This is a genomic window from Microbacterium sp. LMI1-1-1.1, assembly GCF_040815675.1.
Lineage (GTDB): Bacteria > Actinomycetota > Actinomycetes > Actinomycetales > Microbacteriaceae > Microbacterium.
On the sequence record NZ_JBFPNN010000008.1, the window covers coordinates 496,905 to 521,148 of the forward strand.

Below are 24,244 nucleotides of genomic sequence, written 5' to 3' on the forward strand. Positions count from 1 at the left end.
CCGCGGCGTCGAGCGGTCGACCGTGCGTGGCCCCGGGGCGCGCTGTGTGGCCCCGGGGCCACTCACGTCGAAGCGGCGACGCGAACGGCGACGCACGGGACCCGGCCCGCGGCGTTGAGCCGTCGACCGTGCGTGGCCCCGGGGCGCGCTGTGTGGCCCCGGGGCCACTCACGTCGACGCGGCGACGCGAACGCCGGACCACCCCGCGCGCCCACGCCCCCTACAGCCGCTGCCCCAGCGCCCACAGCCGGTCCGCGCGGCCCGAGATCGCCTCGGACAGCGCGAACGCCTGCGCGTCGGTCAGCGACGCGACGTAGTCGACGATCCCGCGCGACCGGGCGAGCGCGTCGGCCTCCCCGTCGGTGGGGCGCCGCTCGGCCGGCAGCGTGGCGTACTGCTCGCGGGCGAGCGCGATGAGCTCCCGCAGGCGCCGCGGGGTGCGGGCGCGGTCGAGGTCGTCGTCGAGCCACTCGCCGAGCGCGCGCACCGACCGCGCGAGGATCCGGCTCATCCCGCGCTGCTGGACGGCGAGGTCGGGACGGCTGAGCACGAACCGCTTGTGGACGAACTTCAGGACCTCGACGTGATGCCACGCCCACGGCGACAGCACGACCGGACCCGCCCGCGGGGTGTCGACCGGCCGCAGCCGTGCGGACTCCTGGAAGCGGCGGATCCACCGGTCGGTGAAGGCGGCGAGCCGGCGCTCGGCGGTGAGCGAGCCGTCGAACGGCCGGGCGAGCAGGTCGGTCACCATCTCGGCATCCACGTCGCTCACCGCGGCGAGGAAGGCCTCGTCGTCGGCGATCCACGGGTCGTCGCGGCGCATCTTGCGGCGGAGGCGCTCCAATCCGGCGCCCGGCGCGAGCTCGGCGCGCACCTCGGCGTCGTCGCGCTCCCGCCACTCGAGCACGTCGTCGAGCCACCCGCGGAACTCCGCCGCGATGGGGGCGTGATCTAGGATGCCGGCCCGATAGAAGTCGTCGACGTCGTGCACCGAGTACGCGATGTCGTCGGCCAGGTCCATCACGGCGCCCTCGATGCTCTGGCGCAGGGGCTCGGCATCCACTCCTCCCCGGGCGGCGTCGAGGTCCTCGAGGTCGAGGTCGTAGGCGGAGTACTTGTGCACCCGGTAGGCGCCGTCGGGCTCACGACGGATGCCACGGGGTGGCCCGTTCCGCTCGATCTCGCTCGCCGACGCCGACGGTGCCCAGGGGTACTTCGCCGACGCCGCCCGCACGGCCGCGGTGAGGTTCAGCCCGCGGGGCGCGGTCTCGATGACGTCGAGGGCGGTGAGGATGCGGTAGGTCTGCGCGTTGCCCTCGAAGCCGTCCGCGAGGCCCAGCTCGGTGCGGGCGAGACGGTTCAGCGTCATCTCGCCCAGATGGCCGAACGGCGGGTGACCGAGGTCGTGGGCGTAGGCCGCCGCTTCGACCACGGTGGCGTTGCAGACGTCCGCCGCGCCCGCGTCGCGTGCCCGCGTGTTCAGCTGCAGGGCCACGACGCGGGCGATCGCGCTGACCTTGAGGGTGTGCGTGAGGCGGTTGTGCACGGGCGCGCCCGAGATGGACGGCGACACCACCTGCGTCACGGCCGACAGCCGCGAGAAGTAGGGAGAGAACTGGATGCGCTCCAGATCGATCGACCACGGGTCTCCCGGGACGTCGTCGCGATCCTCGTAGACGCGGGCGGCGGCGGGATCCGGGATGCCGCCCTCCCGCGGCTCCGTCGAGGGCGATGTCTCGTGGTGCAGGGTCATCCCGGTCCTCTCGCGGCGGTGGTGTCGGACCACGCTAACCCGCCCGCGGGTTCCGGCCGGTGCTCCGTGCCGGGGCGCGTCTCCGCGGGACGCCGCGCGCAGTCGCCGGCGGCCGTGGGCCCGCGCGCCGAACTCCTGAGATCTGCGACGTCCGGCGTCGGCGGCCGGGGCTGCAGCCCGCAGGCGCCCTCGCCGAACTCCTGAGATCTGCGACGTCCGGCCCCGGCGGCTGGGGCCGCAGCCCGCAGGCGCCCTCGCCGAACTCCTGAGATTTGCGGGGTAAGGCCCGGGGGAGGGGGCCACGGGGTCACGGCGGGCCGAACTCCGGAGAACCCGCGCTCACCGCGACCAGAAGGGCTGCCGTGGCAGGCGTCGCCGCTGTTCTTCCGGAGCCCGCCACACCGGGCCCGGCAGAACTCCGGAGTTCGGCGAGGCCCGGACCGGCGGCCCGCCCCGGCGAGGCCCGGACCGAGGCACGCCGCCCCGGCAGAACTCCGGAGTTCGGCGAGGCCCGGACCGGAGCACCCCGCCCCGGCGAGGCCCGGACCGGAGCACCCCGCCCCGGCAGAATTCCGGAGTTCGACGAGGCCCGGACCGGCGGGGCCCACCCCGGCGAGGCCCGGACCGAGGCCCGGGCCGCCGCCTCAGCCCCGCCGCACCTCCACGTCGACGACGCGCGCATCGTCGGCGGTCAGCTCGTACGTCGGGCCGGTGATGCGCAGCGTCGCGGCGGCATCGACGTCGGCGCACGACGCGCCGACGCGCACCTCCACCTCGCCGGGCTCCACGACCCGGCGGAGCGAACGGTCGCTGTAGGCCAGGCGCGACGCGGGCACGGTGAACCGCACCTCCGCGCTCTCACCCGGGTCGAGCTCGACGCGGGCGTAGGCCAGCAGTTGCACGACGGGCCGGGTGACGCTCGCGACCGGGCGGTGCGCGTACACCTGCACGACGTCCGCGCCGCGCACGGCACCCGTGTTGGTCACCCGGGCGGACACGGCGAACGCGTCGCCCGCCCGCACCTCGGCGTCCGTCCCGGCGGGAACCCCGTCGACCGCCAAGCCCGCGCGCGCGAACGTCGTGTACGACAGGCCGAACCCGAACGGCCGCACCGGCGTCGGGTCGGTGCTCGTCACGCCGGACGGTCCGCCGAGGATCGGGTGGAGGTACGAGTACGGCTGAGCCCCGGCCGCGCGCGGCAGCGAGACGGGCAGACGCCCGGAGGGGGTGGCATCCCCGGTCACGAGGGCGGCGAGAGCCGGCCCGCCCTCCTCGCCGGGGAAGAACGCCTGCAGCACCGCGGCGGGACCCTCCGCGCCGTCGAGCGCCCAGCCGAGCGCGTACGGGCGTCCGGTCAGCAGCACGAGCACCACCGGGGTGCCGGTGGCGACGACGGCCTCGACGAGCTGCCGCTGCACGCCGGGCAGCTCGAGCGAGTCGGCGTCGTTCCCCTCGCCGACGGTGCCGCGGCCGAAGAGGCCGGCCCGGTCGCCGACGACGACGATCGCGACGTCGGCGTCACGGGCGAGGGATGCCGCGGCGTCGATGCCCGTGGCATCCGTCCCCTCCACTCCGCATCCCTCCGCGAACGCGGTGTCCGCGAAGCGGGCGGACAGCGCCGCCCGCACCGTCGGGATGTCGAAGCCGAGCGGGGTGCCGGGGTGGTGCGCGAGCACGTGGTTCGCGAAGGAGTAGCAGCCCATCAGCGCCTCGGCGCTGTCGGCGTTCGGGCCGATGACGGCGATCCGCGTCGACGGGGCGAGGGGGAGCAGGTCGCCGTCGTTGCGGAGCAGGACGACGGACTCCTCCGCGATCCGCCGCGCGAGGGCCCGGTGCTCGGGGTCGTCGAGGTCGACGGTGGTCGGGGCGTCGTCGAAGGCGGCATCCAGGAGTCCCAGGTCCTCCTTCTCGGCCAGCACGCGGGCGACGGCCCGGTCGACGACGGCCTCCGGGAGGGCGCCGGATGCCACCCGCTCGACGAGGTGCGGGTAGGCGTCCGCGCCGGGGAGCTCGACGTCGATGCCGGCCTCGAGGGCGAGCTGCGCGGCCTCGCCGAGCGAGCCGGCGACGCCGTGCATGGAGCGCAGGAACTCGACCGCGTAGTAGTCGGACACGACGGTCCCGTCGAATCCCCAGCGGCGCCGGAGCAGGTCGGTGAGGAGGTCCCCGGACGAGGCGACGGGGACGCCGTCGATCTCGGTGTACGAGTTCATGACGCTGCGGACGCCGCCGTCGCGGACGGCCATCTCGAACGGCGGCAGGAACACGTCCTGCAGCTCGCGCGGTCCGGCGCTGACCGGGGCGTGGTTGCGCCCGGCGCGCGAGGCCGAGTAGCCCACGAAGTGCTTGAGGGTGGCGTGCACGCCGGCCGCCTGCAGTCCGCGGACGTAGGCCGTGCCGATCGTGCCGACGACGTACGGGTCCTCGGCGATGCACTCGTCGACGCGTCCCCAGCGGGGGTCGCGGATCACGTCGAGCACGGGCGCGAGGCCCTGATGGACCCCGAGCTCGCGCATGGAGCGCCCGATCGTGGATGCCATGAGCTCGACGGCATCCGGGTCGAACGACGCGCCCCAGGCGAGCGGGGTGGGGAAGGTGGCGGCCTGCCACGCGGCGAAGCCGGTGAGGCACTCCTCATGGACGAGCGCGGGGATGCCCAGGCGCGTCTCGGTGACGAGCCGCCGCTGCTCGCCCCACAGCCACGCGGCGCGCTCGACCGGGTCGACGGGGCGGGTGCCGTAGACGCGGGTGAGGTGGCCCAGCCCGTGCACGGTCGCGTCCGCGTAGGCCGTGGTGGTGACCTTCTCGCCGGCCAGCGGCGCGACGACCTCGTCGCCCTGATCGACCCAGTAGCCGACGAGCTGCGCGAGCTTCTCGTCGAGGGTCATGTCGGCGAGGAGCGCTCGCACGCGGTCGGAGGTCCCCGGGCCGAGGGCAGCGCCGACGTCGGTGGTGTGGATGGTCATGGCGGGTCAGCCCTTCACGGCGCCGGTGAGACCGCCGACGATCCGACGCTCGAACAGGCTGAAGAACACCAGAGCGGGGATCATCGACAGCGAGGTGAACGCGAGCACGCGTGCGGTGTCGACGGAGTACTGCGAGGCGAACGCCTGCGTGCCGAGCGGCAGGGTGTACGCGGCCTCGTTGTTGAGGATGAACAGCGGGAGCATGTACGAGTTCCAGCTGTTGACGAAGGCGAGGATGCCGACGGTCACGATCGCCGGGACGGCCAGCGGCAGCACCATGCGCCAGAAGAAGCCCAGTCGGCCGAGCCCGTCGATGGACGCGGCCTCCTGCAGCTCCTTCGGGATCGCGGCGAGGAACGGCGACAGGATGATCACCGTGATGGGCAGGGCGAAGGCGATCTGCGGCACGATGACGCCGACGAGGGAGTTCGTCAGTCCCAGGTTGCGCACGAGGATGTAGAGCGGCGTGATGGCCACGGTCATCGGGAACATCAGCCCCGCGGTGAACAGCGCGTACACGGCGCCCCGCCCGCGGAAGCGGTAGCGGGCGAGGGCGTAGGCGGCCATCAGGCCGAGGGCGACGACGAACACGGTCGTGGCGACGGCCGCGATGGTGGAGTTGGCGACCTGGCCCCAGAACGCGCTGCTGGCGAGGACGTCGACGTAGTTCTCCCAGTTCCACCGGGTCGGGAATCCGGCCGGGTCGACGGTGATCTCGGCGTTCGACCGGAACCCGCCGAGGATGATGAACGCCACGGGGGCGAGCATCAGCCCGATCAGCACCAGGGCGACGAAGCCCACGACGACGGAGGTGGAGCGGCGGCGGCCGGCCGGGGCGCGCCGGACGGACCGGGGCGCCTTGGGGGCGACGAGGGTGGCGGTGGCGGTCACTTGGTGCCTCCCGTGAGGGCGCCGGCCGTGTCGCGGCGCAGGACGAAGCGCTGGTAGACGAGGGCGACGGCGAGCGAGATGAGGAACATGACGACCGCCACGGCGCTGCCGTAGCCGAAGCTGCCGGCGTTGCGGCCGTTGGCGACCATGTAGGTGGCCATCGTCGAGGTGCCCGCGGTCGACGCGACGTACTGGCCCCAGATGATCCAGACGAGGTCGAACAGCTGCAGCGATCCGATGATGGAGAGGAAGGCCCAGATGCGGATCGTCGGTCCCATCAGCGGGAGCACGATGTGCCGCTGGATCTGCCAGTAGGACGCCCCGTCGATGGCGGCGGCCTCCGGCAGCTCCTCCGGGATGCCCTGCAGGCCCGCGAGGAAGAGGATCACGGCGAAGCCGATGTACTTCCAGGTGATGATGATGAGCAGGGTCCAGATGGCCAGGGCCGGGTCGGAGATCCAGTCGGCCCGGAGGGAGCCGAGGCCGATGTTCTCGAGGGCGCCGTTCAGCGCCCCGCCCGACTGCAGCATCAGTCCCCAGCCGAGGCCGACGACGACCTCGGAGATGACGTAGGGCACGAAGATCAGCACGCGGATGAGCGACTGCGCCCGCATCTTGCGGTTCAGCAGCAGCGCGAGACCGAGCGCGAGGGGACCCTGCAGGACGAGAGAGCCGACGACGATGAAGCCGTTGTGGCCGAGCGCCTCGTGGAAGGCCGGGTCCGTGAGGATCGTGACGTAGTTGCGGATGCCGACGAAGTCGACGGGGGTGCCGAAGCCCGACCAGCTGTAGAAGCCGTAGTAGGCGGCGAGGGCGACCGGCAGGATGACGAACGAGACGAACACCACCAGCGCGGGGCCGAGCAGGATCGCGAGCTCGCCGCGGATCCGCCAGTTCTCGCGTCGATGACGCACGGGCGGGCGCCCGGCCGAGGGGGTGCGGGCGGCACCCTCCTCGGCCGGGCGGCGACCGGCGGCGTCCGGGGCGGGGGCGAGCGGTGGGCGCACGCTGGTCATGGTCGTTCTCCTCAGGAGCGCGCGGCGGCCGCGTTGACGGCGTCGACGATGTCCTGGGGACCGCTCTTGCCGGCGAACATGTCGACCACGGCGACGTTCAGCGCGTTGCCGACGTTCTGGCCGTAGAGGGTGTCGAGCCAGACGACGACGTAGGGGGCGTCGGTGTAGGCCTCGAGCACGGACTGCAGCGCGGGGGTGGTGACCGCGCCGGTCGCCTCGCTGGAGGCGGGCAGCGTCTGGAACGCGTCGGCGTACCGCTCCTGGTTCTCCTGCTCGACGAGGAAGTTCAGGAAGTCGGGGCAGGCCTCGGGGGCATTGACCCAGCAGGAGTAGCCGTCGACGCCGCCCATGATCGCGCCGGGCTCGCCGTCGCCGCCGTCCACCTCGGGGAAGGGGAACCAGCCGAGGTCGGGGAGGGGCTGCTCGTCGGGCGTCAGCGACGCGATCACGCCGGGGTTCCAGGCGCCCATGAGTTCCATCGCGGCCTGCTTGTTCGCCAGCAGGCCGGCGGAGGATCCGGCGCCCTGCTGCGCGGCCGTGGTGAGGAAGCCCTCGTTGAACGGCTGCGTCTCGAGGAAGGACTGCAGGTTCTCGCCCGCCTCCAGCCAGCACTCGTCGTCGAAGCTGCGGCTTTCCGCCGCCGCGTCGAGCACGTCCTGCGAGCAGGCGCGGAGCGCGAAGTTGTAGTACCAGTGCGCGGCGGGCCACGCGTCCTTCGCGCCGACGGCGATCGGGGCGACGCCGCTGGCACGCAGCTGCTCGTCGGCGGCCTCCAGCTCCTCGATGCTCGTGGGAGGGGCGGTCACGCCGGCGGCGGTGAGGAGGTCCTGCGAGTAGAAGATGCCCGAGGGGAGCACGGCCACCGGCATCCCGTAGTTCTTGCCGTCGACCTCGAACGCGCCGAGCGAGCTGCCGAGGGCGGAGGACGCCTCGTCGGAGATCTTGTCGGTCAGGTCCATGGCCTGTCCCGCCTCGACGATGTCGGCGAGCTTGCCGCCGCCGCGGGCCATGAAGATGTCGGGGGCGTCGCCGGAGTTGAGCGCGGTCTGCAGCTTGCCGTCCATCTCCTCGTTCTGGATCGCCTGGATCTCGATCGTCACACCGGGGTTCGCGGCCTCGAACGCCGCCGCGGTGTCCTCCCAGTACTTCTTGCCGTCGCCGGTCGTGGAGTTGTGCCACAGGGTCAGCGTCGAGCCGTCGCCGCTGTCGCCGCCCGTGCCGGCGCATCCGCCGAGGGCCAGCACGCCGACGGCCGCGAGGGCCGCGCCGGCGAGGGTCTTCCTGGTGTTCATGTGATTCCCGTCTCTCTTCGTCGAGGTGCGTCCGCGAGGGACGCTCCGGTGGTGTCGGCTGCTCTGCCGTCCGTTCACTGACCCGGCTCTGCTGTGGTCCGGGTCTGAGCAGTGTGACCCGGCGCGGGTGGGTCGTCAAACGTTTTCGAAAATGATTTCCACGCTAGGGTCGGATGCCATGAGGCGAGCCACCATCCACGACGTCGCCGCGGCTGCCGGTGTCTCGGTGGCCACGGTGTCCAAAGCCGTCAACGGGCGCTACGGGGTGTCGCCCGAGACCGTGGGACGGGTATTGGACGTCGTCCGCGAGCTCGGGTACGAGTCCAGCCTCGTCGCGAGCAGCATGCGCTCGCGCCGCACCGGCGTAGTGGGCGTGCTCGTCGCCGACATCGAGCCGTTCTCGGCGGAGATCCTCAAGGGGGTCGGCGCGGCGCTGTCGGACACCGGGTACGACCTGCTCGCCTACACCGCGTCCCGCCGCCAGGGCGAGGGGTGGGAGCGGCGCTCGCTCAGCCGCTTGAGCGGGACGCTCATCGACGCGGCGATCATCGTCACCCCGACGGTGGTCAACATCGCCGGGGAGGTGCCCATCGTCGCGATCGACCCGCACACCGGCCGCGGCGACGTGCCCACCGTGGAGTCCGACAGCTTCACCGGCGCGCAGCAGGCGGTGCACTACCTCGCGCAGCTCGGCCATCGCCGCATCGGGTTCATCGCGGGCCGCCCCGACCTGCGCTCAGCCGTCGCCCGCGCGTCCGGGTACCGGGAGGCGCTCGCCGCCGCCGGCATCCCCTTCGACCCCGCGCTCGTGGGAGTCGGCCGCTACGAGAAGGACGTCGCCCGCGAGGCCGCGCACGCGATGCTCTCGCTCGCCGACCCGCCCACCGCGGTGTTCGCGGCGAACGATCTGTCGGCCCTCAGCATCGTGCAGGTCGCCGCCGAACGCGGGCTGCGCGTGCCCGAGGACTTGTCGGTCGTCGGCTTCGACGACGTCCCCGAGGCCGCGCGCGCCCAGCCCGGGCTGACGACCGTGCGGCAGCCCATGCAGCGGCTGGGCGGCGAGGCCGTCCGGATGGTGCTGGCGCTGCTGGCGGGGGAGGAGCTGGACGAGACGCACATCCAGCTGCCCACCCGGCTCGTCGCGCGCGGCACGACTGCGCCGCCGCCCGCGCGCTGACTCCGCCCCTGCCTCCCCCCCCTCCTGCCTCCCCCCCTCCCACCGGCGCTGACTTGGCGCGTATGTACGCGCGGGAGGCCCCGCCGCGTACATCTGCGCCAACTCACGGCCCCACCCCCGCCCCGCTCCTGCCTCCCCCCGCCCCTGCGCCCCCCGGCGCTGACTTGGCGCAAACGCACGCGAGGGAGGCCCCGCGGGGTGCATCTGCGCCAAGTCAGCGCCGCCCCACACCGGCGCCACCACGGCCCCGCGTGGTCCTCGACCCCCGGCGGCTCCGGTAGCGTCGATGCCATGCCGAGTACCAGTGGGAAGGACGACGAGGTCGATCTCCTCATCGACGCGTGGTCGCAGCTGCTGCCCGATGTCGACCTCACCCCGCTCGACGTGATGTCCCGCCTGCGGCGCGCGTCGTGGCACCTGGCGAAGCTCCGCGCGAAGGCCTTCGCCGCCGCCGACATCGCCGTATGGGAGTTCGACGTCCTCGCCGCCCTGCGCCGCTCCGGGACGGAGCTCAGCGCCACCCGCCTCATCGCGGCGACGATGATCGGCAGCGCAGCCATGACGAACCGCCTCGACAAGCTCGCGGACCGCGGGCTCGTCCACCGCCGCCCCAACCCGTCGGACGGCCGCGCCATCCTCGTCGCGATCACCCCCGAGGGCATCGAGCGGGTCGACGCGGCCATGACCGAGCTCGTCCGGCTCGAGGCCGACGCCCTGCGCGACATCAGCCGCGCCGACCAGGCGCTCCTGGCCCGCACCCTTCGCGTCCTCGCCGCCGGCGAGACGCACGAGGTATGAGCGGCGACCTCTCCCGCGCCCTAGCCGTGCGCCCCGTCGTCCTCGACGGGGGACTCGGCACGCTGCTCGCCGCGCGCGGCAACGACGTGTCCTCGTCGCTGTGGTCCGCACGCGTCCTGCGCGACGACCCCGACGAGATCCGCTCCGCCCACGCGGCCTTCGTCGACGCGGGTGCCGATGTGGCCATCACGTCCTCCTACCAGCTCGGCTTCGACGGGGCGATCCCGGATGCCGCCGTCGAGCAGCTCCTCGTCCGGTCGGTGACCCTCGCGCGCGAGGCCGGAACGCCGTGGGTCGCGGCATCGGTCGGTCCCCTCGGCGCCCTCCGCGCGGACGGCAGCGAGTACACGGGGGACTACGGGCTCGACGTCGACGAGCTCCGCCGTCGCCACCGTCGCCGCCTGCACGTCCTGGCCGACGCCGGGGCCGACGTCCTCGCGATCGAGACCCTGCCCTCGCCGCTCGAGGTCGAAGCGGTGGTCGCGGAGCTGGACGGGCTCGGCGTGCCGTCCTTCCTCAGCCTGTCGGCCGACAGCACCGGCTTCGGCGCCCCGGGTGCGCTGGGGGCGGCCCTCCGCACCGCGGCGTCGGGAGACGGCGTCGTGGCGGTCGGGGTCAACTGCTGCGCCCCCGCGAGCGTCGCCCCCGCCCTGCGTGCCGCACCGGGCGGCATCCCGCTCGTCGCCTACCCGAACAGCGGGGAGCGATGGGATGCCGCCACCCGCTCCTGGCACGGAGACGGCGGGGCCGTCGCGGCGACGGCGGCGGAGTGGGTGGGCGCCGGCGCGCGCCTGGTCGGCGGCTGCTGCCGGACGACCCCGGCGGACATCGCGGCGCTCGCCGCGGCCGTCCGCGCCTGACCGGCGCGTGCTCAGTCGAAATCGGCTGCGAGCGCGTTGCGGTGGTACTCGAAGATGATGCTCGTCCGCGTGGAGGCGACGCTGTGCCGCGCCGAGAGGTGGTCGACGACGAACCGGCGCACCGCGGAGGAGTCGTCGACGGCGATGTGCACGAGGAAGTCGTCGGCGCCGCCGAGGAAGAACAGCTGGATGACGTCGGGATGCCGGCGGATCTCGTGCGCGAAGGCGCGGATGCTCTCCTGGCGCTGTCCGGGCCGCAGGGTGACGCCGACGATGGCCTGCAGTCCGCGCCCGAGCCGGCTCTGGTCCACGGCGGCGTGGAAGCCGGTGATGAGCCCGCGCTCGACCAGCGAACGCACCCGCGCGTGCGCGGTCGACGGGGCCACGCCGAGGGCCTCGGCCAGAGCGGCGTTCGTCATCCGGGCGTCGGCGGAGAGCATCGCGATGATCCGCTCGTCGTGCGGATGCAGGTCGTCGTCGGCCATCGCAGATCCTTCGGTCGGAGCGAGCGCGAAAGGTGTTGGGATCCGACGATACGCCTGGCGGGCGGCATCCTGTCGAAGGATCTTCGGTGTAACGCCGAGGAAACACTCCTTTCTGCGATTCTTCCGGCAACGCCGCCCACGCAGGAGGAATGATGCGCATCTCCGTCCCCGCAGAGATCAAGAACAACGAGAACCGCGTCGCGATGACGCCCGCCGGAGTCGACGCGCTCGTCGCCCGCGGCCACGAGGTGCTCGTGCAGGCGGGCGCCGGCGAGGGCAGCGGCTTCGCCGACGCGCAGTACCGTGCGGCCGGCGCGGAGATCGTGGCGACCGCCGACGAGACCTGGGCGCGCGCCGAGCTGCTCGTGAAGGTCAAGGAGCCCATCGAGGCCGAGTACGGTCACCTCCGCGACGACCTCACCCTCTTCACCTACCTGCACCTGGCCGCGGACCGCCCGCTCACCGACGCCCTCATGGCCGCCGGCACCACCGCCGTCGCCTACGAGACCGTGCAGACCCCCGACCGCGCGCTGCCGCTGCTCGCGCCCATGAGCGAGGTCGCCGGACGCCTCTCGATCGTCGAGGGCGCGCACCACCTGCTGCGCGCGTCGGGCGGGCGCGGTCTGCTCCCCGGCGGCGTGCCGGGGACGCCCAAGGCGAAGGTCGTCGTCATCGGCGGCGGTGTCGCGGGCGAGCACGCCGCGGCGAACGCCCTCGGCCTCGGTGCCCGCGTGACCGTGGTGGACATCTCGCTGCCCAAGCTCCGGCAGCTCGAGGAGCGTTTCGGCGGCGCGATCGAGACCCGCGCGTCGACCCGCCTCGAGATCGCCGAGCAGGTCGCCGACGCCGACCTCGTCATCGGCTCGGTCCTCATCCCGGGCGCGGCCGCCCCGAAGCTCGTCACCGGCGAGATGGTCGCGGCGATGCGCCCCGGCTCGGTCCTCGTCGACATCGCCATCGACCAGGGCGGCTGCTTCGAGCACTCGCGCCCCACCACCCATGACGCGCCGACCTTCCGCGTCCACGACGCGCTGTACTACTGCGTGGCGAACATGCCGGGTGCCGTTCCGCACACCTCGACCCGGGCGCTGTCCAACGCGACCCTGCCCTACATCGCGCGCATCGCGGACGCCGGCTGGGAGGGCGCGGCATCCGTCGATCCCGCCCTCGCCAAGGGGCTCAACGTCCGTGCGGGCGTCGTCGTCAACGAGGGCGTGCGGGCGGCCTTCGGCCTCTGAGGCAGGCTCGGGATGCCGCGCCCCCTCTCCTCCGCGAGACCCCTCGGGCGCTGACTGGTCGCAGATGTACGCCGTGGGGCCCTGGGGGCGTGCATCTGCGCCACGTCACGGCACGTGGGAGAGCCCGGCAGGGGGGGAGTCCGGCAGGGGACAGAGCCCGGCAGGGGGGAGAGCCCCACGAGCGGCGGGGCTCAGCGCACCCAGGCGTAGGTGATCTCGGGGCGCCCGGGACCGCCGTAGCGGGGCTCCCGGCGCACGCGGCCCACGTCGGCGAGGTGCTCGAGGTACCGGCGGGCGGTGACGCGGGACATGCCCTGCGTCTCCCCGACCTCGGTCGACGACACCGCCCCGGCCGCGGTCCGGACCCGCTCGGCGACCGCCTGCAGCGTCTCGTCGCTCAGTCCCTTGGGCAGCGCGGGGGCCACCGTCCGCAGCGAGCCGAAGAGGGCGTCGACCTCGGACTGCGTCGCGTCGCCCTGCGCGCGATGCAGGCCGTCGACGTAGGTGCGGTAGGCCTCGAGCTTCTCGCGGAACGCGGTGAACGTGAACGGCTTGATGAGGTAGTGCACGACCCCGGTCGAGACGGCGGCACGGACGGTCGCGGCGTCGCGCACTGCGGTGACGGCGATGATGTCCGCCCCGGCACCCATCGCCCGCGCACGGCGCGCGACGTCGAGCCCGGCCCCGTCGGGCATCGTCATGTCGAGCAGGACGAGGTCGATCGCCCGCTCGGGGTCGGCGATGGCGGTCAGCGCCGCCCGGGCACCCGACGCCTGGCCGACGACCTCGAACCCGGGCACCCGACCGACGTACGCGGTGTGCAGCTCGAGGGCGAGGGCGTCGTCGTCGACGACGAGCACGCGGATCACGGCCGCACCTCCTCGCCGGCGGCGACGGCGGCCACCTCCGGCAGGAACACCCGCACCGTCGTGGGGTCGGCGTCGATGCGCAGCGTCCCGCCGTGCGCGGTGACGATGTCGCGGACGAGGGCGAGGCCCACCCCGCGACCCCCGGGGGTGTGCCCGGCCTTGGTCGACGCGCCGAACGCGAACGGGTCCTCCAGGGACGGGTCGAAGCCGCCGCCGCTGTCGCTCACCTCGAGCGCCACGTCGCCGCCGCCGGCGCGGAGCGCCACTCGCACCCACCGGGGGGTCGGCCCGGCCGCTGCGGCGTCGAGGGCGTTGTCCACGAGGTTGCCGACGACCGTCACCGCTTCCGCCGCCGCGAGGGGCAGCGCGGGGGTCGGCTCGGCGACGTCGAGGTCGAGCCGCACGCCGCGCTCGGCGGCCTCGTCGAGCTTGCCGAGCAGCAGAGCGACGACCACCGCGTCCTCGTCGTCGGACACGAGCCGGTCGGCGAGGCCCTGGCGCTCGCCGGTGGACGCCTCGATGAGACGCCGCGCGTCGTCGAGGCGTCCGAGCTCGATGAGCGCCCAGATGGCGTGCAGGCGGTTGCCGTGCTCGTGGGTCTGGGAGCGGAGCGTCTCGCTGAGCGTGCGGACCCCCTCCAGCTCGCCGAGGAGGGCCTGCAGCTCGGACCGGTCGCGCAGCGTCATCACGTGTCCGCGCTGGGGCGCGCGGCGTCCCTCCAGGTCCCGGGCCTCCTCCTGGTTCACCAGCAGGACCCGGTCCCCGTTGACGACGGTCTCCTCGACCATGCGGCGTCCCGCCGAGATGGCCTCGGCGAGCGAGGCGTCCATCCCCACCTCCGACGGGTCCAGCGGCACCTGCCCGGCGGTCGCGGGGGGCAGGCCGAGCAGGTCGGCCGCCTCGTCGTTGTAGAGCACGATGCGCCCCGCCCCGTCGGTCACGACGAGCCCTTCGCGCAGCGAGTGCAGCACCGTCTCGTAGCTCTGCACGAGCCGCGCCAGCTCGGCGGGCGTGTACGACCCGGTCACCCGGCGGGCGCTCCGACGGACATAGACGGCGCCCAGCACCCCGAACCCGACGATGGCGGTGGATGCCGCGACGATGAGCGGCACCCGGGCGGCGAGGTCCTGCTGCACGGCGCCCAGGGTCACGCCCACCGACACCAGTCCGACGATGGGCCCGTCCTCGACCCCGTCGGCGCGGATCGGCGCGATCGTGCGGACGGAGAGGCCGAGCGTGCCGCGATAGGTCTCGGTGAACGTCTCGCCCGCCAGCGCCTCCTCCCGGGAGCCGAGGTACTGCTCGCCGATCTCGGAGCGGTTGCGGTGGGTGAGCCGGATGCCGTCGGGCGTCATGATCGTCACGAACGACAGCCCCGCGTCGGCGAGGATGTACTCGACCATCGGCTGCAGGGCGTCGGAGTCGCCCGCCTCGACGAGCAGGGCCACGTCGGGCTCGTGCGCGAGGGTCTCGGCGACGGACCGGGTCACGGTCTCGGCCTGGCGCTGACCGGAGTCGCTCAGCTGCAGCGACAGGAGCGCCGCGAGCACGCCGGCGACCAGCACGACGACGCCCAGCGACACCAGAGCCAGTCGCCCACCCACACTCAGTCGCACGTCACCCGCCTCTCTGCGCCTGCCGTGAACAATACGACCACAAATCGCCGGGGGGCTCGCCCTCGGCCACAGTCGTCACATCGCCCGGCGGCCCCGCCGGACTCAACGAAGACGTTAGGAAGAGGGGAAAGGCGCTGATGGCTCTCTCACTCCGCACCACTCGCGACGGTCGGCCCCGCAAGAAGATCGACCGCAATCACTGGCTCTACATCCTGGTCATCGTGGCCGTCGTCGCCGGCATCGTCGTCGGCCTCGTGGCCCCGGCCTTCGCCACCGCCCTCGAGCCGATCGGCAAGGGCTTCGTCAACCTCATCAAGATGATGATCGCCCCGGTCATCTTCTGCACGATCGTCGTCGGCATCGGCTCGATCGCCAAGGCATCCACGGTCGGCAAGATCGGCGGCCTGGCGATGGCGTACTTCCTCGTCATGTCGTCGTTCGCCCTGATCATCGGCCTCGTCGTCGGCAACATCATCCACCCGGGTGAGGGCCTGAACATCGCGGGGGCCACCTACGAGGCGCCCGCCGAGCCGACCACCACCCAGGACTTCATCCTCGGCATCATCCCCACCACGTTCTTCTCCGCCTTCACCGGCGGCAGCATCCTCCAGGTGCTGTTCATCGCCCTGCTCGTCGGCTTCGCGCTGCAGCGTATGGGCGAGCGCGGTGCGCGCATGGTCGAGGGCATCCGCAACTTCCAGGTGCTGGTCTTCCGCATCCTCGGCATGATCCTGTGGCTCGCGCCGATCGGTGCGTTCGGCGCCATCGCCGCCGTCGTCGGCAAGACCGGCTTCCAGGCCGTCATCAGCCTCGGCATCCTGATGGGCGCGTTCTACATCACGTGCTTCCTCTTCATCGCCGTGGTGCTGGGCGTGCTGCTGTTCGCCGTGACGCGCGTCAACATCTTCACCCTCATGAAGTACCTCGGCCGCGAGTACCTCCTCATCGTCGGCACCTCGTCGTCCGAGGCCGCGCTGCCCCGCCTGATCGCGAAGATGGAGCACCTTGGCGTCTCGAAGCCCGTCGTCGGCATCACCGTCCCGACCGGCTACTCCTTCAACCTCGACGGCACCGCGATCTACCTCACGATGGCCTCCCTCTTCATCGCCACCGCCATGGGCTCGCCCATGTCGATCGGCGAGCAGATCGGCCTCATGATCTTCATGATCATCGCCTCGAAGGGCGCTGCCGGTGTCACCGGTGCGGGCCTGGCGACCCTCGCGGGCGGCCTGTCGGCCTACCGCCCCGACCTGCTGGACGGCGTCGGCGTCATCGTCGGCATCGACCGCTTCATGTCCGAGGCCCGCGCCGTCACCAACTTCACCGGCAACGCGGTGGCGACCATGCTGATCGGCGTCTGGACCAAGGAGTACGACGCCGAGCGCGTCCGCCAGGTGCTCGCCGGCACCGTGCCGTTCGACGAGAGCACCCTGGGCGGCGACGACCACGGCTCGGTCAACACGGCCGCGGATGCCAAGGAGGAGGCGTCCGCCGAGGTCGGCGCCGGTCCCGTCGACACCCGTGCGCTGAACACCTTCCGCGCCCAGGCCGAGGCGGAGGCCATCACGCGGAGCCGTTCGTGAGTCTGCTCCACACCCCGGCGGGGGCGGCTTCGGCCGCCCCCGCCCCCGTGCGCGTCGTCCACGCGCGCACCTGGATGCTCCGCTCGCCGCTCGTCGGCGAGCTCGACACCGCCGCGGACGTCCTCGTGCTCGACCTCGAGGACGGCCTGCCCGCCGCACGCAAGGACGAGGGCCGCGCCCGCGCCGAGCGCGCCGCCGCGGCCGGACCCGTGTGGCTGCGGATCAGCGCCGCCGGGACGCCCGACGGCGAGGCCGACCTCGCCCTCGGCCGCACGCTGGGCGGACAGCTGGCCGGCGTGGTCCTCGCGATGTGCGCCGGCCCCGCCGACGTCGCCCACGTGGCGGCCTCGCTGCCGCCGCGGACGCCCGTCGTCGCGATGGTCGAGTCCGCCGCGGCCCTCCTGTCGGCGCCGGCCATCGCCGCGCACCCCGCGACGCTGCGCCTGGCCTTCGGCACCGGTGACTTCCGCCGCGACACCGGGATGTCGGCCGACCGCCTGGCGCTGTCGTGGCCCCGCGCGCAGCTCGTCGTCGCCAGCGCCGCTGCGGGCATCGCCGCGCCGATCGACGGCCCCTGCGGGCCGGTCGGCCTCGCCCACGACGCCGCAGCCCACGCGGCCGGCATGGGCTTCACCGGCACCCTGGCGCTCGACGATGCGGCCGTCGCGGGCGCGCACGCGGCCTTCACGCCGTCGGCGGACGATATCGCCTCCGCCCGCACCCTTCTCGCGGCGACGCCCGACGGACCGGTCGACGGCTCGTACGCCCCCGCTCTCGCCCGGGCGCGTGCGCTCGTGGCCCGCGCGGAGGCCCTCGCCGCGCTCTGACCCGGGGTCGGCGTCGGCCGGGGGAGGAGATGCGGCGAAGGGAGGAGCCTGCGCGGCAGGACAGTCCTCCCGTCGCGGCATCTCCTCCCGTCCCCGCGCCGCGACCTCGTCAGCGGCGGCGGAACCAGCCCCGTCGGGGCGGGGGAGGAGGGGATGCCACGGGCACGGCGTCCCGCCGGCGCTCCGCCCAGCCGCGCACGCGCTCCTCGACGTCGACGGTCGGAGTGACCACCGGGGGTCCGCCGAGCAACTGGCGTCGTGCCTCGATGACCCGCCGGTTGAAGTCCTCGAGCGCTTCCCGGACCTCGGCCTCGTGCCGGATGGCATCCATCCGCTCGTCCAGCTCGGCGTGCTCGACGCGCAGGGTCAGCGCCGGCGGACCGAGACCGGTCAGGTTCTCGTTCTCGATCTTGCGACGGATCCACCAGTCCGGGTCATGGGAACCGCCGAGATCGGGAAGCGGCTTGCCGGCACCGGGCAGGTCGTCGAACTCGCCGCGGCGGATCGCCTGCTGGATCGAGGTCTCGACGTAGGCCGCGCGCTCGGCGGCGGTGGATCCGCGCTGCGGCGCATCGGCCGTCTCCGGCGGATCGGATGCCAGACCGCTCTCGCGCAGCTCCTGGTCGAGGCGGTACCGGGCCGCCGTCTGCCGTGGGTCGTCGCTCATCGTCGCCTCCGTGAGAAGGGGTCCTTCCAGGCTACGTGCTCCGTCGGGCTCCGGTCCCGCGCGGGACGTCCGTTCACCGCTGCTCGGCGAGGCGGCGCAGTCGCAGGCGGGCCATGTCCTGGGCGCGCGGCCCGGAGCCGAGTGCGCGCTCGGTCGTCTTCAGGATCAGCCGGGTCGCCGTGACGACGGGCAGCGGCCATCGCCGCACCCCGAGCAGCCGACGCAGGTGCGGCGGGATGGTCGCGACCGCCGCGGCGAAGAGCACGCGATAGGCCAGCCCCATCGTGCCGCGGAAGGGCGGACGGCGGAGGAACCGCACGACGTCGTCCACCCGCTCGTCGCGGCGCAGCTCGCCGCGCTCGACGAACCCGTCGAGCTCGGCGCGCAGCGCGGCCCGGGTCGTGGGCGGATCGACGACCCGCATCAGTCGTCCGGCGGTGGCCCAGTCGGCCACGTAGGCGTCCGGACCGCCGGGGATGGGTCCCCCGTAGGCCTCGTGCGAGGCGAGGAACGCGTCGGTGAAGGCGAGGTGCACCCACCGGACGAGGTCCGTCTGCTCGGCGGTGTAGGTGCGCTCCGCGCCGTCGCCGCCGCGATACGTCCCCTTCACCCGCTGGTGGAATCGGCCGACGCGCGCCGTCTCCTGGTCGGCCTGGGTCTTCGAGCCGTAGGTGAGCGTGATCACCCAGCGGACCGTGCCGGTCAGGCGTCCGATCGGGTCTTCGCGGTACCGCGACCAGTCGTGGACGCCGGCGAGGGCGCCGGGGTGCAGAGCCTGCAGCAGCAACGCGCGGATGCCGGCGACGAGCGTCCCCATCCCCGCGTGCACGGTCCAGGCCGGGCCGTTCTCGACGAAATAGCCCGCGTCGTCGCCGTCGGCGATCGCCCGGACGTACGGTGCCATGCCGGTCGGGTCGCCCGCGAGGGCGATGAGCAGCTTGGCGCGCAGCGAGCTGACGTGACGCGGGACGCGCGGGGCGTCGGAGGGGGAGACATGCACCCCTCCAGCGTGCCATCCGCCGGAGGGGGTGGGCTCAGTGGTTGTGACTGATGACGGGGACGGTCCCGTCATCGCGCAGCAGCAGCGCTCCCTGGGTCGCGTTCAACGCGGGGGTCACGACGACGGCCACGACGGCGGCGGCCACGAGCAGGCCGATCACGCTCATGGGCTTGCCGGAGGGGGATGCCGCGTCGCGGCGGGCGCGACGCAGGTGCACCGCGGCGGAGGCGCCGACCACGACGATCAGCGAGATGCCGGCGAAGACGGCCAGCACACTGACCCGCGCGGGCATCGCGAAGAGCACGGCGGCGGTCGCGACGAGGGAGACGAGGGCGCCGGTGAGCGCGATGCGGGGAACGGCGAGCCGTCCCGCGGAGAGGGTGGCGGCGCCCCACACGAGCGAGGCGAGGCCCAGTCCCACCAGGCCGACCCCGAGGCCGCGCGCGGCGGCCCCGGAGTCGGACCCGACGATCGCCCCCGCGCCGAGGGCCGCCATGATCAGGCCGGCCCCCCACGCGGCGGCGGAGGGCCACGACCGGACGAAGGTCGCGGCGTTCATCGTCAGACCGCCGAGGTGCGGGGGACGCTCTTCTCGGTGCCGAGGCCGACACCGAGGAGCACGACCGCGCTGGCGAGGTGCAGGAAGTGGTCCGGCGTGTTCAGGGCGAGGATGTTGGCCGCGGTGCCGACGAGGAAGAACCCGACGATGCCGAGGAGCAGGTAGACGGCGCCGACGGTGACGTTGACGCTCTTGGCGGCGCGCGCGTTGGCCAGGCCCGCGATCAGCAGCGCGGCACCGATGAGGAGGTGCGCGATGTTGTGCAGCGGGTTGACCTCGAACACGCCGAGCAGCAGGTTTCCGCTGGTCGAGATGAAGCCGACGCCGCCGGTGACGGCGAAACCGAGCAGGCCGACGAGCAGGTAGACGGCGCCGAAGACGGTGGCGACGATGCGGTTCGGTGACGAGCTCATGATGAACCTCCCAGGATGTTTGCAGCGACCGTTCGGCCGCTTTCATACATCTTCGGAGACAATCCCGGATTCGGATTGGCGTTTGCGCGTATCCGTCCGATCCGGTAGGGCGCCGGCTGCGACAGCCGGATACGACAGAAGGCCCCCGAGTACTCTCCGAGGCCCTCCGCAACAGCGACGACGATACGGCCGCGGCGGTGCCACCGGGAGGGCTTGCGCGATCGGCGCTCGCGGGATAGGTCGCCGTCTGGCACACTCGCGCCATGCGATTCGAGACGACGCTGTTCCAGAGCGGCAACAACACCGGCATCGAGGTCCCTCCCGAGATCGTGGAGGAACTCGGCGGGGGCAAGCGCGCGGCCGTCACCGTCGACGTCAACGGATACGTGTACGCCAGCACGCTCGCCGTCATGGGCGGCCGTCACCTCATCCCGTTCTCGTCCGACAAGCGTGCGGCGACGGGTCTGACGGGCGGGGACCCGATCACGGTCGAGCTGCAGCTCGACGACGCGCCGCGCACCGTCGAGGTGCCCGACGACCTCGCGGCGGCGTTGGACGCGGCCGGGGTCCGTGCCGCGTTCGACGCCCTCAGCCCGAGCGCGCGCAAGGCGCACGTGACCGCCGTCACGGGGGCGAAGGCCGCAGAGACGCGGGCGCGCCGGGTGGACGCCGTCGTCGCCAAGCTCTCCTGACGCCGTCCGACGCGGCGGGACGGCGCCGCTCGCGCTTACGGGGTCGGGACCTGTCTCGAGGGCCGGGGCCGTGGCATCCTCGCGCCGCCGAGCGCGGGCACGCCTCGTCCCGGCACCGTGGCATCCCCGGCCGCCGACCGCTCGAGGGTGGACGATCCGCGCGAGCGGCTCGACGGGGCGAGGTCCGTGGACGATAGCCTGGAACGGGAGGTCGCGTGGGCCGCACGAAGGATGCCATCGCCGAGGGGCTGTCGATCGCGACGGCCGCCGCGCGGCTCGCTGTGCGCAACCGCATCCTCGTCGAGACGATCGCGCGCGGCGGTCACTACGACAACGAGACCTTCGCGGAGTTCGCCCGCGAGACGCTGCAGTCCCTCGCGGACGAGCAGGACCAGGCGGCGGACCGCGTCACCGCTCAGCGCAAGCGCGCCTGGGGGCGGTTCTCGGACTCGTCCGGCACGCACGACTACCGCGACCGCGACACGCGCAATCTCCGCCGTCGCGCCAAGCAGTCGCGCGGGGTGGCGAAGGAGCTGCGCGCCCGCGCCGAGGACCCCGCGCAGGTCGCCGCCCTCGTCGCCGACGCCCGCATCGCGGCGTGGGGCGACGTCGAGGCGAACCTCACCCAGCGGCTCGACGTCGAGGGGATGACCGCGGACTCCGACCCCGAGTACGCCACGATGCGCCGCGCCCGGATGGACGCGCTGCGGATGGTCGACCTCGCCCGCCTCGCCTCGCAGGCGAAGCGTCGGGCGAAGGAGCGGGCCGCCGAGGTCGAGGCGTCCGCGCGCCCGGGGGAGGAGGCCCCGGATGCCGCCTCCTCCGACCCCGCGGAGTCGGGCCCGGAGGAGGCCGCGCCCGCCCCCACCGGCAAGAAGAAGAAGAAGGCCAGCGCCTAGCACGTCCGGGTGTCGTCGCGGCGGACGGCGTGCCCGTGGTTATCCTCTGAGCAATCGAGGAGGCGGACATGGCGGAGCGACGGATCGGGCGGAAGACGCGCGCAGCACGGCAGGGGTACGCCCTCGTCACGGTGACGGCGCGGGACGCCAACGGCTTCGTCCACCACTACGACGAGATCGAGACGCCGATCGGTTCGCTGCACGAGGCCGTCGCGGTGATGCAGCTGCACTCGACGGCGACCGAGGCCGCGCATCAGGAGTCCGGGACCGCCTGACCCCGCCCGCGCGAATGCCGGGCGATCCTCGATCGCGCCCGTGAACGGAAAAAGGCCCCGGCCGGAGTTTCCTCACGGCCGGGGCCTTGTCACTGTCTCAACACAGTGTGCGCCCGAAGGGACTCGAACCCCTAACCTTCTGATCCGTAGTCAGATGCTCTATCCATTGAGCTACGGGCGCAGGGCCTCCGCGCGAAACGGCGCGCAGGCCGTGGTCCAGCATAGCCGGAGCCGTGACGGAGGTCTAATCGGCACGCTCCATGCTGCATCCCGGGCGTGGCGCGGAGGTGTCCGGCGGGTGACGCGGCGGCGACGTAGTCTGGTCGGATGAGCGCGTACGTCTCGGCGTTCGAGCTGTTCTCCGTCGGCGTCGGACCCTCGAGCTCCCACACGGTCGGGCCGATGCGGGCCGCCGCCGACTTCGCCGGGCGTCTGCGCGCCGGCGGGGTGCTGGACCGGGTGGCATCCGTGTCCTGTGTTCTTTACGGCTCGCTCGGGGCGACGGGCATCGGCCACGGCACCCCCGACGCCGTCGTCGCGGGCCTGCAGGGGCACCACCCCGAGACGGTGGATCCGGATGCCGTGCGCGCGGCGTGGACGCATTGGCCCGAGGGGCGCCGTCTCCTCCTTGCCGGCGCGCACGAGATCCCGTTCGCGAAGGCCGACGTCGTGCTCGCGCCCCGCACCCGCCTGCCCGGGCACCCGAACGCCATGACGCTCGTCGCGCGCGCCGCGGACGGGGACGTCGTGGCCGAGGACACGTACTACTCCGTCGGCGGCGGCTTCATCCGCCGCGAGGGCGAGGCGTCGCGGGTCGCAGCCGCGCCCTTCCCGCTCGCATTCGACGACGCCGCGACGCTCCTGGCCCTCTGCGACGAGCGCGGCATCACGATCGCCGAGGCGGCCCGGCTCAACGAGGCGGCGCTGCGCACGGACGAGGAGATCGCTGCGGGGCTCGACGCGATCTGGGATGCCATGTCCTCCTGCGTCGACGCCGGCCTCCACCACGACGGGGTGCTCCCCGGGATGCTGAAGGTCAAGCGGCGTGCGTCGGCCATCCGGGCGCAGCTCGAGGCCGTCGAGGCGGACGGGCGCCGGGAGCTCCCCGGGGAGTGGCTCGGGGCGTTCGCCCTGGCCGTCAACGAGGAGAATGCCGCCGGCGGTCGGGTCGTCACCGCCCCGACCAACGGAGCCGCCGGGATCCTCCCCGCCGTCGCCATGTACTGGTGGCGCTTCCTCGCCGACTCGGGGCTCGGGGCCGGCAACGCCGTCACCCCGTACGGCGAGCTCGTCGGCAGCGCCCTGCTCGGGTACGACGGGCACGCGGTCACGCGCGGCGAGGTCGCCGCCTGGGACGACGGCGACATCGCCGACGCCAATCGGCGTCGCGGCATCCGTCGGTTCCTCCTGACGGCCACCGCTCTCGGCTCCCTGTTCAAGGCGAACGCGTCCATCTCGGGGGCGGAGGGCGGATGCCAGGCGGAGGTCGGGTCGGCCTGCGCCATGGCCGCGGGCGGTCTGACGGCGGTCATGGGCGGCACGAACCGGCAGATCGAGAACGCGGCGGAGATCGCGATGGAGCACCACCTCGGGCTCACCTGCGATCCGGTCGGCGGTCTCGTGCAGATCCCGTGCATCGAACGCAACGCCATCGCCGCCTCGACGGCCGTGACCGCCGCCCGCCTCGCGCTGCGCGGCGACGGCAGCCACTACGTGTCGCTCGACGCGGTGGTGGAGACCATGCGGCAGACGGGCATCGACATGTCGACCAAGTACAAGGAGACGAGCGAGGGCGGCCTGGCGGTCAACGTCATCGAGTGCTGAGGCACCGGTCGCGGTCCTGACGGCGAGGCGCGGGCCGGACGCCGGGCGCGCGCCGGGGTCAGCGGGCGCGGAGCTTGGACGTCAGGTCGCGCAGGAGGGCGAGCTCCTCGTTGTCGAGGCGCGCCATGCGCTCGGCGATCGAGCTGCCGTGGGCCGCCGCCATCCGACGGAACATCACGGCGCCCTCCTCCGTCGCGCGCACGAGCGAGCCGCGGCCGTCCTCGGGGTCGGGGCACTTCGTGAGGAGGCCACGGGCGACCATGCGCTCGACGAGGCGGGAGACGCTGGGCTGACTGATCAGCATGTTGGCCGTGACGTCGCGCAGGCGGGCCGTGTTCCCGGACCCGCGGGTCACGGTGAGGAGCACGTCGTACTCCGCCTGGGTGAGGTCGGTGGACTCGAAATCCGACCGGATGTCCTCGAAGACCTCGTGCTGCGCACGGAACAGGCTCTCCCACGCCTGGACGGCGAGACGTCGATCGGTCATGCATTCACATTAGAGGCGTCTGAGCGGCCCCCGGGCGCAGGCGCCGGTACCACA

General features: G+C 73.3%; 23 protein-coding genes and 1 tRNA gene. 10 read left to right on the top strand and 14 right to left on the bottom strand.

The annotated features are described in order from the left end of the window. Positions 1 to 220 precede the first annotated feature (220 nt). The 5 genes from MRBLMI1_RS11840 to MRBLMI1_RS11860 form a co-directional block, all read right to left on the bottom strand. Positions 221 to 1,756 (bottom strand): deoxyguanosinetriphosphate triphosphohydrolase family protein, encoded by a 1,536-nt coding sequence (locus MRBLMI1_RS11840; protein ID WP_367733052.1) that lies wholly within the window; start codon positions 1,754 to 1,756, stop codon positions 221 to 223. A gap of 644 nt (positions 1,757 to 2,400) precedes the next feature. Continuing rightward, a complete protein-coding gene (locus MRBLMI1_RS11845; protein WP_367733054.1) occupies positions 2,401 to 4,722 on the bottom strand; it encodes a glycoside hydrolase family 3 N-terminal domain-containing protein in 2,322 nt (773 codons plus the stop codon). Positions 4,723 to 4,728: 6 nt separating this feature from the next. After that, entirely contained in the window at positions 4,729 to 5,613 is an 885-nt protein-coding gene (locus MRBLMI1_RS11850; RefSeq protein ID WP_367733056.1) for a carbohydrate ABC transporter permease, read from the bottom strand. Next, positions 5,610 to 6,629: a carbohydrate ABC transporter permease gene (locus tag MRBLMI1_RS11855; RefSeq protein ID WP_367733058.1), complete on the bottom strand. Its 1,020-nt coding sequence runs from the start codon at positions 6,627 to 6,629 to the stop codon at positions 5,610 to 5,612. The genes MRBLMI1_RS11850 and MRBLMI1_RS11855 overlap by 4 nt, the downstream gene beginning before the upstream one ends. Before the next feature lie 11 nt (positions 6,630 to 6,640). After that, positions 6,641 to 7,921, bottom strand: a complete 1,281-nt coding sequence (locus tag MRBLMI1_RS11860; RefSeq protein ID WP_367733060.1) for an extracellular solute-binding protein — start codon at positions 7,919 to 7,921, stop codon at positions 6,641 to 6,643. Between the two features lie 178 nt (positions 7,922 to 8,099). Here MRBLMI1_RS11860 and MRBLMI1_RS11865 point away from each other — a divergent pair, with 178 nt between their 5' ends. The 3 genes from MRBLMI1_RS11865 (at position 8,100) to mmuM (ending at position 10,756) form a co-directional block, all read left to right on the top strand. Next, a complete protein-coding gene (locus MRBLMI1_RS11865; protein ID WP_367733062.1) occupies positions 8,100 to 9,098 on the top strand; it encodes a LacI family DNA-binding transcriptional regulator in 999 nt (332 codons plus the stop codon). Positions 9,099 to 9,389: 291 nt separating this feature from the next. Further along, complete coding sequence (locus tag MRBLMI1_RS11870; RefSeq protein ID WP_367733064.1) at positions 9,390 to 9,896, top strand: MarR family winged helix-turn-helix transcriptional regulator; 507 nt, start codon at positions 9,390 to 9,392, stop codon at positions 9,894 to 9,896. Next, the gene (gene mmuM / locus MRBLMI1_RS11875) at positions 9,893 to 10,756 is read left to right on the top strand and encodes a homocysteine S-methyltransferase (RefSeq protein WP_367733066.1); all 864 of its coding nucleotides are present in this window, start codon (positions 9,893 to 9,895) and stop codon (positions 10,754 to 10,756) included. Before MRBLMI1_RS11870 ends, mmuM begins: the two co-directional genes overlap by 4 nt. An 11-nt stretch (positions 10,757 to 10,767) precedes the next feature. Here mmuM and MRBLMI1_RS11880 read toward each other — a convergent pair whose 3' ends face one another. Beyond that, positions 10,768 to 11,241 (bottom strand): Lrp/AsnC family transcriptional regulator, encoded by a 474-nt coding sequence (locus MRBLMI1_RS11880; RefSeq protein ID WP_367733068.1) that lies wholly within the window; start codon positions 11,239 to 11,241, stop codon positions 10,768 to 10,770. A 152-nt stretch (positions 11,242 to 11,393) separates the two neighbouring features. Between MRBLMI1_RS11880 and ald the strand changes: the two genes are divergently transcribed. Next, the gene (ald, locus tag MRBLMI1_RS11885; protein WP_367733686.1) at positions 11,394 to 12,479 is read left to right on the top strand and encodes an alanine dehydrogenase; all 1,086 of its coding nucleotides are present in this window, start codon (positions 11,394 to 11,396) and stop codon (positions 12,477 to 12,479) included. Positions 12,480 to 12,670: 191 nt separating this feature from the next. On the opposite strand, the gene MRBLMI1_RS11890 is transcribed toward ald, so the two are convergent. Both MRBLMI1_RS11890 and MRBLMI1_RS11895 read right to left on the bottom strand, forming a co-directional pair. Next, a complete protein-coding gene (locus MRBLMI1_RS11890; protein ID WP_367733070.1) occupies positions 12,671 to 13,348 on the bottom strand; it encodes a response regulator in 678 nt (225 codons plus the stop codon). Next, entirely contained in the window at positions 13,345 to 14,964 is a 1,620-nt protein-coding gene (locus MRBLMI1_RS11895; protein WP_367733072.1) for a sensor histidine kinase, read from the bottom strand. The genes MRBLMI1_RS11890 and MRBLMI1_RS11895 overlap by 4 nt, the downstream gene beginning before the upstream one ends. Positions 14,965 to 15,101: 137 nt before the next feature. Here MRBLMI1_RS11895 and MRBLMI1_RS11900 point away from each other — a divergent pair, with 137 nt between their 5' ends. Both MRBLMI1_RS11900 and MRBLMI1_RS11905 read left to right on the top strand, forming a co-directional pair. Beyond that, on the top strand, positions 15,102 to 16,547 hold the full coding sequence (locus MRBLMI1_RS11900; RefSeq protein WP_367733074.1) for a cation:dicarboxylate symporter family transporter: 1,446 nt from the start codon (positions 15,102 to 15,104) through the stop codon (positions 16,545 to 16,547). After that, a complete protein-coding gene (locus MRBLMI1_RS11905; protein ID WP_367733076.1) occupies positions 16,544 to 17,374 on the top strand; it encodes an aldolase/citrate lyase family protein in 831 nt (276 codons plus the stop codon). Before MRBLMI1_RS11900 ends, MRBLMI1_RS11905 begins: the two co-directional genes overlap by 4 nt. A 109-nt stretch (positions 17,375 to 17,483) precedes the next feature. On the opposite strand, the gene MRBLMI1_RS11910 is transcribed toward MRBLMI1_RS11905, so the two are convergent. The 4 genes from MRBLMI1_RS11910 to MRBLMI1_RS11925 all read right to left on the bottom strand — a co-directional run bounded on the left by MRBLMI1_RS11910 (position 17,484) and on the right by MRBLMI1_RS11925 (position 20,013). Beyond that, positions 17,484 to 18,041: a DUF1992 domain-containing protein gene (locus MRBLMI1_RS11910; RefSeq protein ID WP_367733078.1), complete on the bottom strand. Its 558-nt coding sequence runs from the start codon at positions 18,039 to 18,041 to the stop codon at positions 17,484 to 17,486. 73 nt (positions 18,042 to 18,114) lie between these two features. Continuing rightward, positions 18,115 to 19,041, bottom strand: a complete 927-nt coding sequence (locus tag MRBLMI1_RS11915; protein WP_367733080.1) for an oxygenase MpaB family protein — start codon at positions 19,039 to 19,041, stop codon at positions 18,115 to 18,117. Between the two features lie 34 nt (positions 19,042 to 19,075). Beyond that, positions 19,076 to 19,600, bottom strand: a complete 525-nt coding sequence (locus MRBLMI1_RS11920; protein ID WP_367733082.1) for a hypothetical protein — start codon at positions 19,598 to 19,600, stop codon at positions 19,076 to 19,078. A gap of 2 nt (positions 19,601 to 19,602) precedes the next feature. Then, on the bottom strand, positions 19,603 to 20,013 hold the full coding sequence (locus MRBLMI1_RS11925; protein ID WP_367733084.1) for a DUF4383 domain-containing protein: 411 nt from the start codon (positions 20,011 to 20,013) through the stop codon (positions 19,603 to 19,605). Positions 20,014 to 20,276: 263 nt separating this feature from the next. Here MRBLMI1_RS11925 and MRBLMI1_RS11930 point away from each other — a divergent pair, with 263 nt between their 5' ends. From MRBLMI1_RS11930 to MRBLMI1_RS11940, 3 genes are all read left to right on the top strand, one after another. Beyond that, positions 20,277 to 20,705: a YdeI/OmpD-associated family protein gene (locus tag MRBLMI1_RS11930; RefSeq protein WP_367733086.1), complete on the top strand. Its 429-nt coding sequence runs from the start codon at positions 20,277 to 20,279 to the stop codon at positions 20,703 to 20,705. Between the two features lie 215 nt (positions 20,706 to 20,920). Further along, positions 20,921 to 21,604 carry an asparagine synthase gene (locus MRBLMI1_RS11935; protein ID WP_367733088.1) on the top strand — a complete coding sequence of 228 codons (684 nt, stop codon included), beginning with the start codon at positions 20,921 to 20,923 and terminating at the stop codon, positions 21,602 to 21,604. Positions 21,605 to 21,672: 68 nt separating this feature from the next. Then, positions 21,673 to 21,879 (top strand): hypothetical protein, encoded by a 207-nt coding sequence (locus MRBLMI1_RS11940; RefSeq protein ID WP_367733090.1) that lies wholly within the window; start codon positions 21,673 to 21,675, stop codon positions 21,877 to 21,879. Positions 21,880 to 21,987: 108 nt separating this feature from the next. On the opposite strand, the gene MRBLMI1_RS11945 is transcribed toward MRBLMI1_RS11940, so the two are convergent. Then, positions 21,988 to 22,060, bottom strand: a tRNA-Arg gene (locus MRBLMI1_RS11945). A gap of 146 nt (positions 22,061 to 22,206) precedes the next feature. Here MRBLMI1_RS11945 and MRBLMI1_RS11950 point away from each other — a divergent pair. Beyond that, complete coding sequence (locus MRBLMI1_RS11950) at positions 22,207 to 23,703, top strand: L-serine ammonia-lyase, iron-sulfur-dependent, subunit alpha (RefSeq protein WP_367733092.1); 1,497 nt, start codon at positions 22,207 to 22,209, stop codon at positions 23,701 to 23,703. Between the two features lie 58 nt (positions 23,704 to 23,761). Here the strand turns inward: MRBLMI1_RS11950 and MRBLMI1_RS11955 are convergent, their stop codons facing one another. Further along, on the bottom strand, positions 23,762 to 24,190 hold the full coding sequence (locus MRBLMI1_RS11955) for a MarR family winged helix-turn-helix transcriptional regulator (protein ID WP_367733094.1): 429 nt from the start codon (positions 24,188 to 24,190) through the stop codon (positions 23,762 to 23,764). Positions 24,191 to 24,244: the final 54 nt, after the last annotated feature.

Excerpts from the sequence above, each read along its gene's own strand:
- MRBLMI1_RS11925 (WP_367733084.1), bottom strand. The coding sequence starts at position 20,013 with ATGAGCTCGTCACCGAACCGCATCGTCGCCACCGTCTTCGGCGCCGTC.
- MRBLMI1_RS11955 (WP_367733094.1), bottom strand. The coding sequence starts at position 24,190 with ATGACCGATCGACGTCTCGCCGTCCAGGCGTGGGAGAGCCTGTTCCGT.
- MRBLMI1_RS11910 (WP_367733078.1), bottom strand. The coding sequence starts at position 18,041 with ATGAGCGACGACCCACGGCAGACGGCGGCCCGGTACCGCCTCGACCAG.
- ald (WP_367733686.1), top strand. The coding sequence starts at position 11,394 with ATGCGCATCTCCGTCCCCGCAGAGATCAAGAACAACGAGAACCGCGTC.
- MRBLMI1_RS11845 (WP_367733054.1), bottom strand. The coding sequence starts at position 4,722 with ATGACCATCCACACCACCGACGTCGGCGCTGCCCTCGGCCCGGGGACC.
- MRBLMI1_RS11870 (WP_367733064.1), top strand. The coding sequence starts at position 9,390 with ATGCCGAGTACCAGTGGGAAGGACGACGAGGTCGATCTCCTCATCGAC.
- mmuM (WP_367733066.1), top strand. The coding sequence starts at position 9,893 with ATGAGCGGCGACCTCTCCCGCGCCCTAGCCGTGCGCCCCGTCGTCCTC.
- MRBLMI1_RS11950 (WP_367733092.1), top strand. The coding sequence starts at position 22,207 with ATGAGCGCGTACGTCTCGGCGTTCGAGCTGTTCTCCGTCGGCGTCGGA.
- MRBLMI1_RS11880 (WP_367733068.1), bottom strand. The coding sequence starts at position 11,241 with ATGGCCGACGACGACCTGCATCCGCACGACGAGCGGATCATCGCGATG.
- MRBLMI1_RS11865 (WP_367733062.1), top strand. The coding sequence starts at position 8,100 with ATGAGGCGAGCCACCATCCACGACGTCGCCGCGGCTGCCGGTGTCTCG.
- MRBLMI1_RS11920 (WP_367733082.1), bottom strand. The coding sequence starts at position 19,600 with ATGAACGCCGCGACCTTCGTCCGGTCGTGGCCCTCCGCCGCCGCGTGG.
- MRBLMI1_RS11840 (WP_367733052.1), bottom strand. The coding sequence starts at position 1,756 with ATGACCCTGCACCACGAGACATCGCCCTCGACGGAGCCGCGGGAGGGC.
- MRBLMI1_RS11930 (WP_367733086.1), top strand. The coding sequence starts at position 20,277 with ATGCGATTCGAGACGACGCTGTTCCAGAGCGGCAACAACACCGGCATC.
- MRBLMI1_RS11900 (WP_367733074.1), top strand. The coding sequence starts at position 15,102 with ATGGCTCTCTCACTCCGCACCACTCGCGACGGTCGGCCCCGCAAGAAG.
- MRBLMI1_RS11860 (WP_367733060.1), bottom strand. The coding sequence starts at position 7,921 with ATGAACACCAGGAAGACCCTCGCCGGCGCGGCCCTCGCGGCCGTCGGC.
- MRBLMI1_RS11940 (WP_367733090.1), top strand. The coding sequence starts at position 21,673 with ATGGCGGAGCGACGGATCGGGCGGAAGACGCGCGCAGCACGGCAGGGG.
- MRBLMI1_RS11855 (WP_367733058.1), bottom strand. The coding sequence starts at position 6,629 with ATGACCAGCGTGCGCCCACCGCTCGCCCCCGCCCCGGACGCCGCCGGT.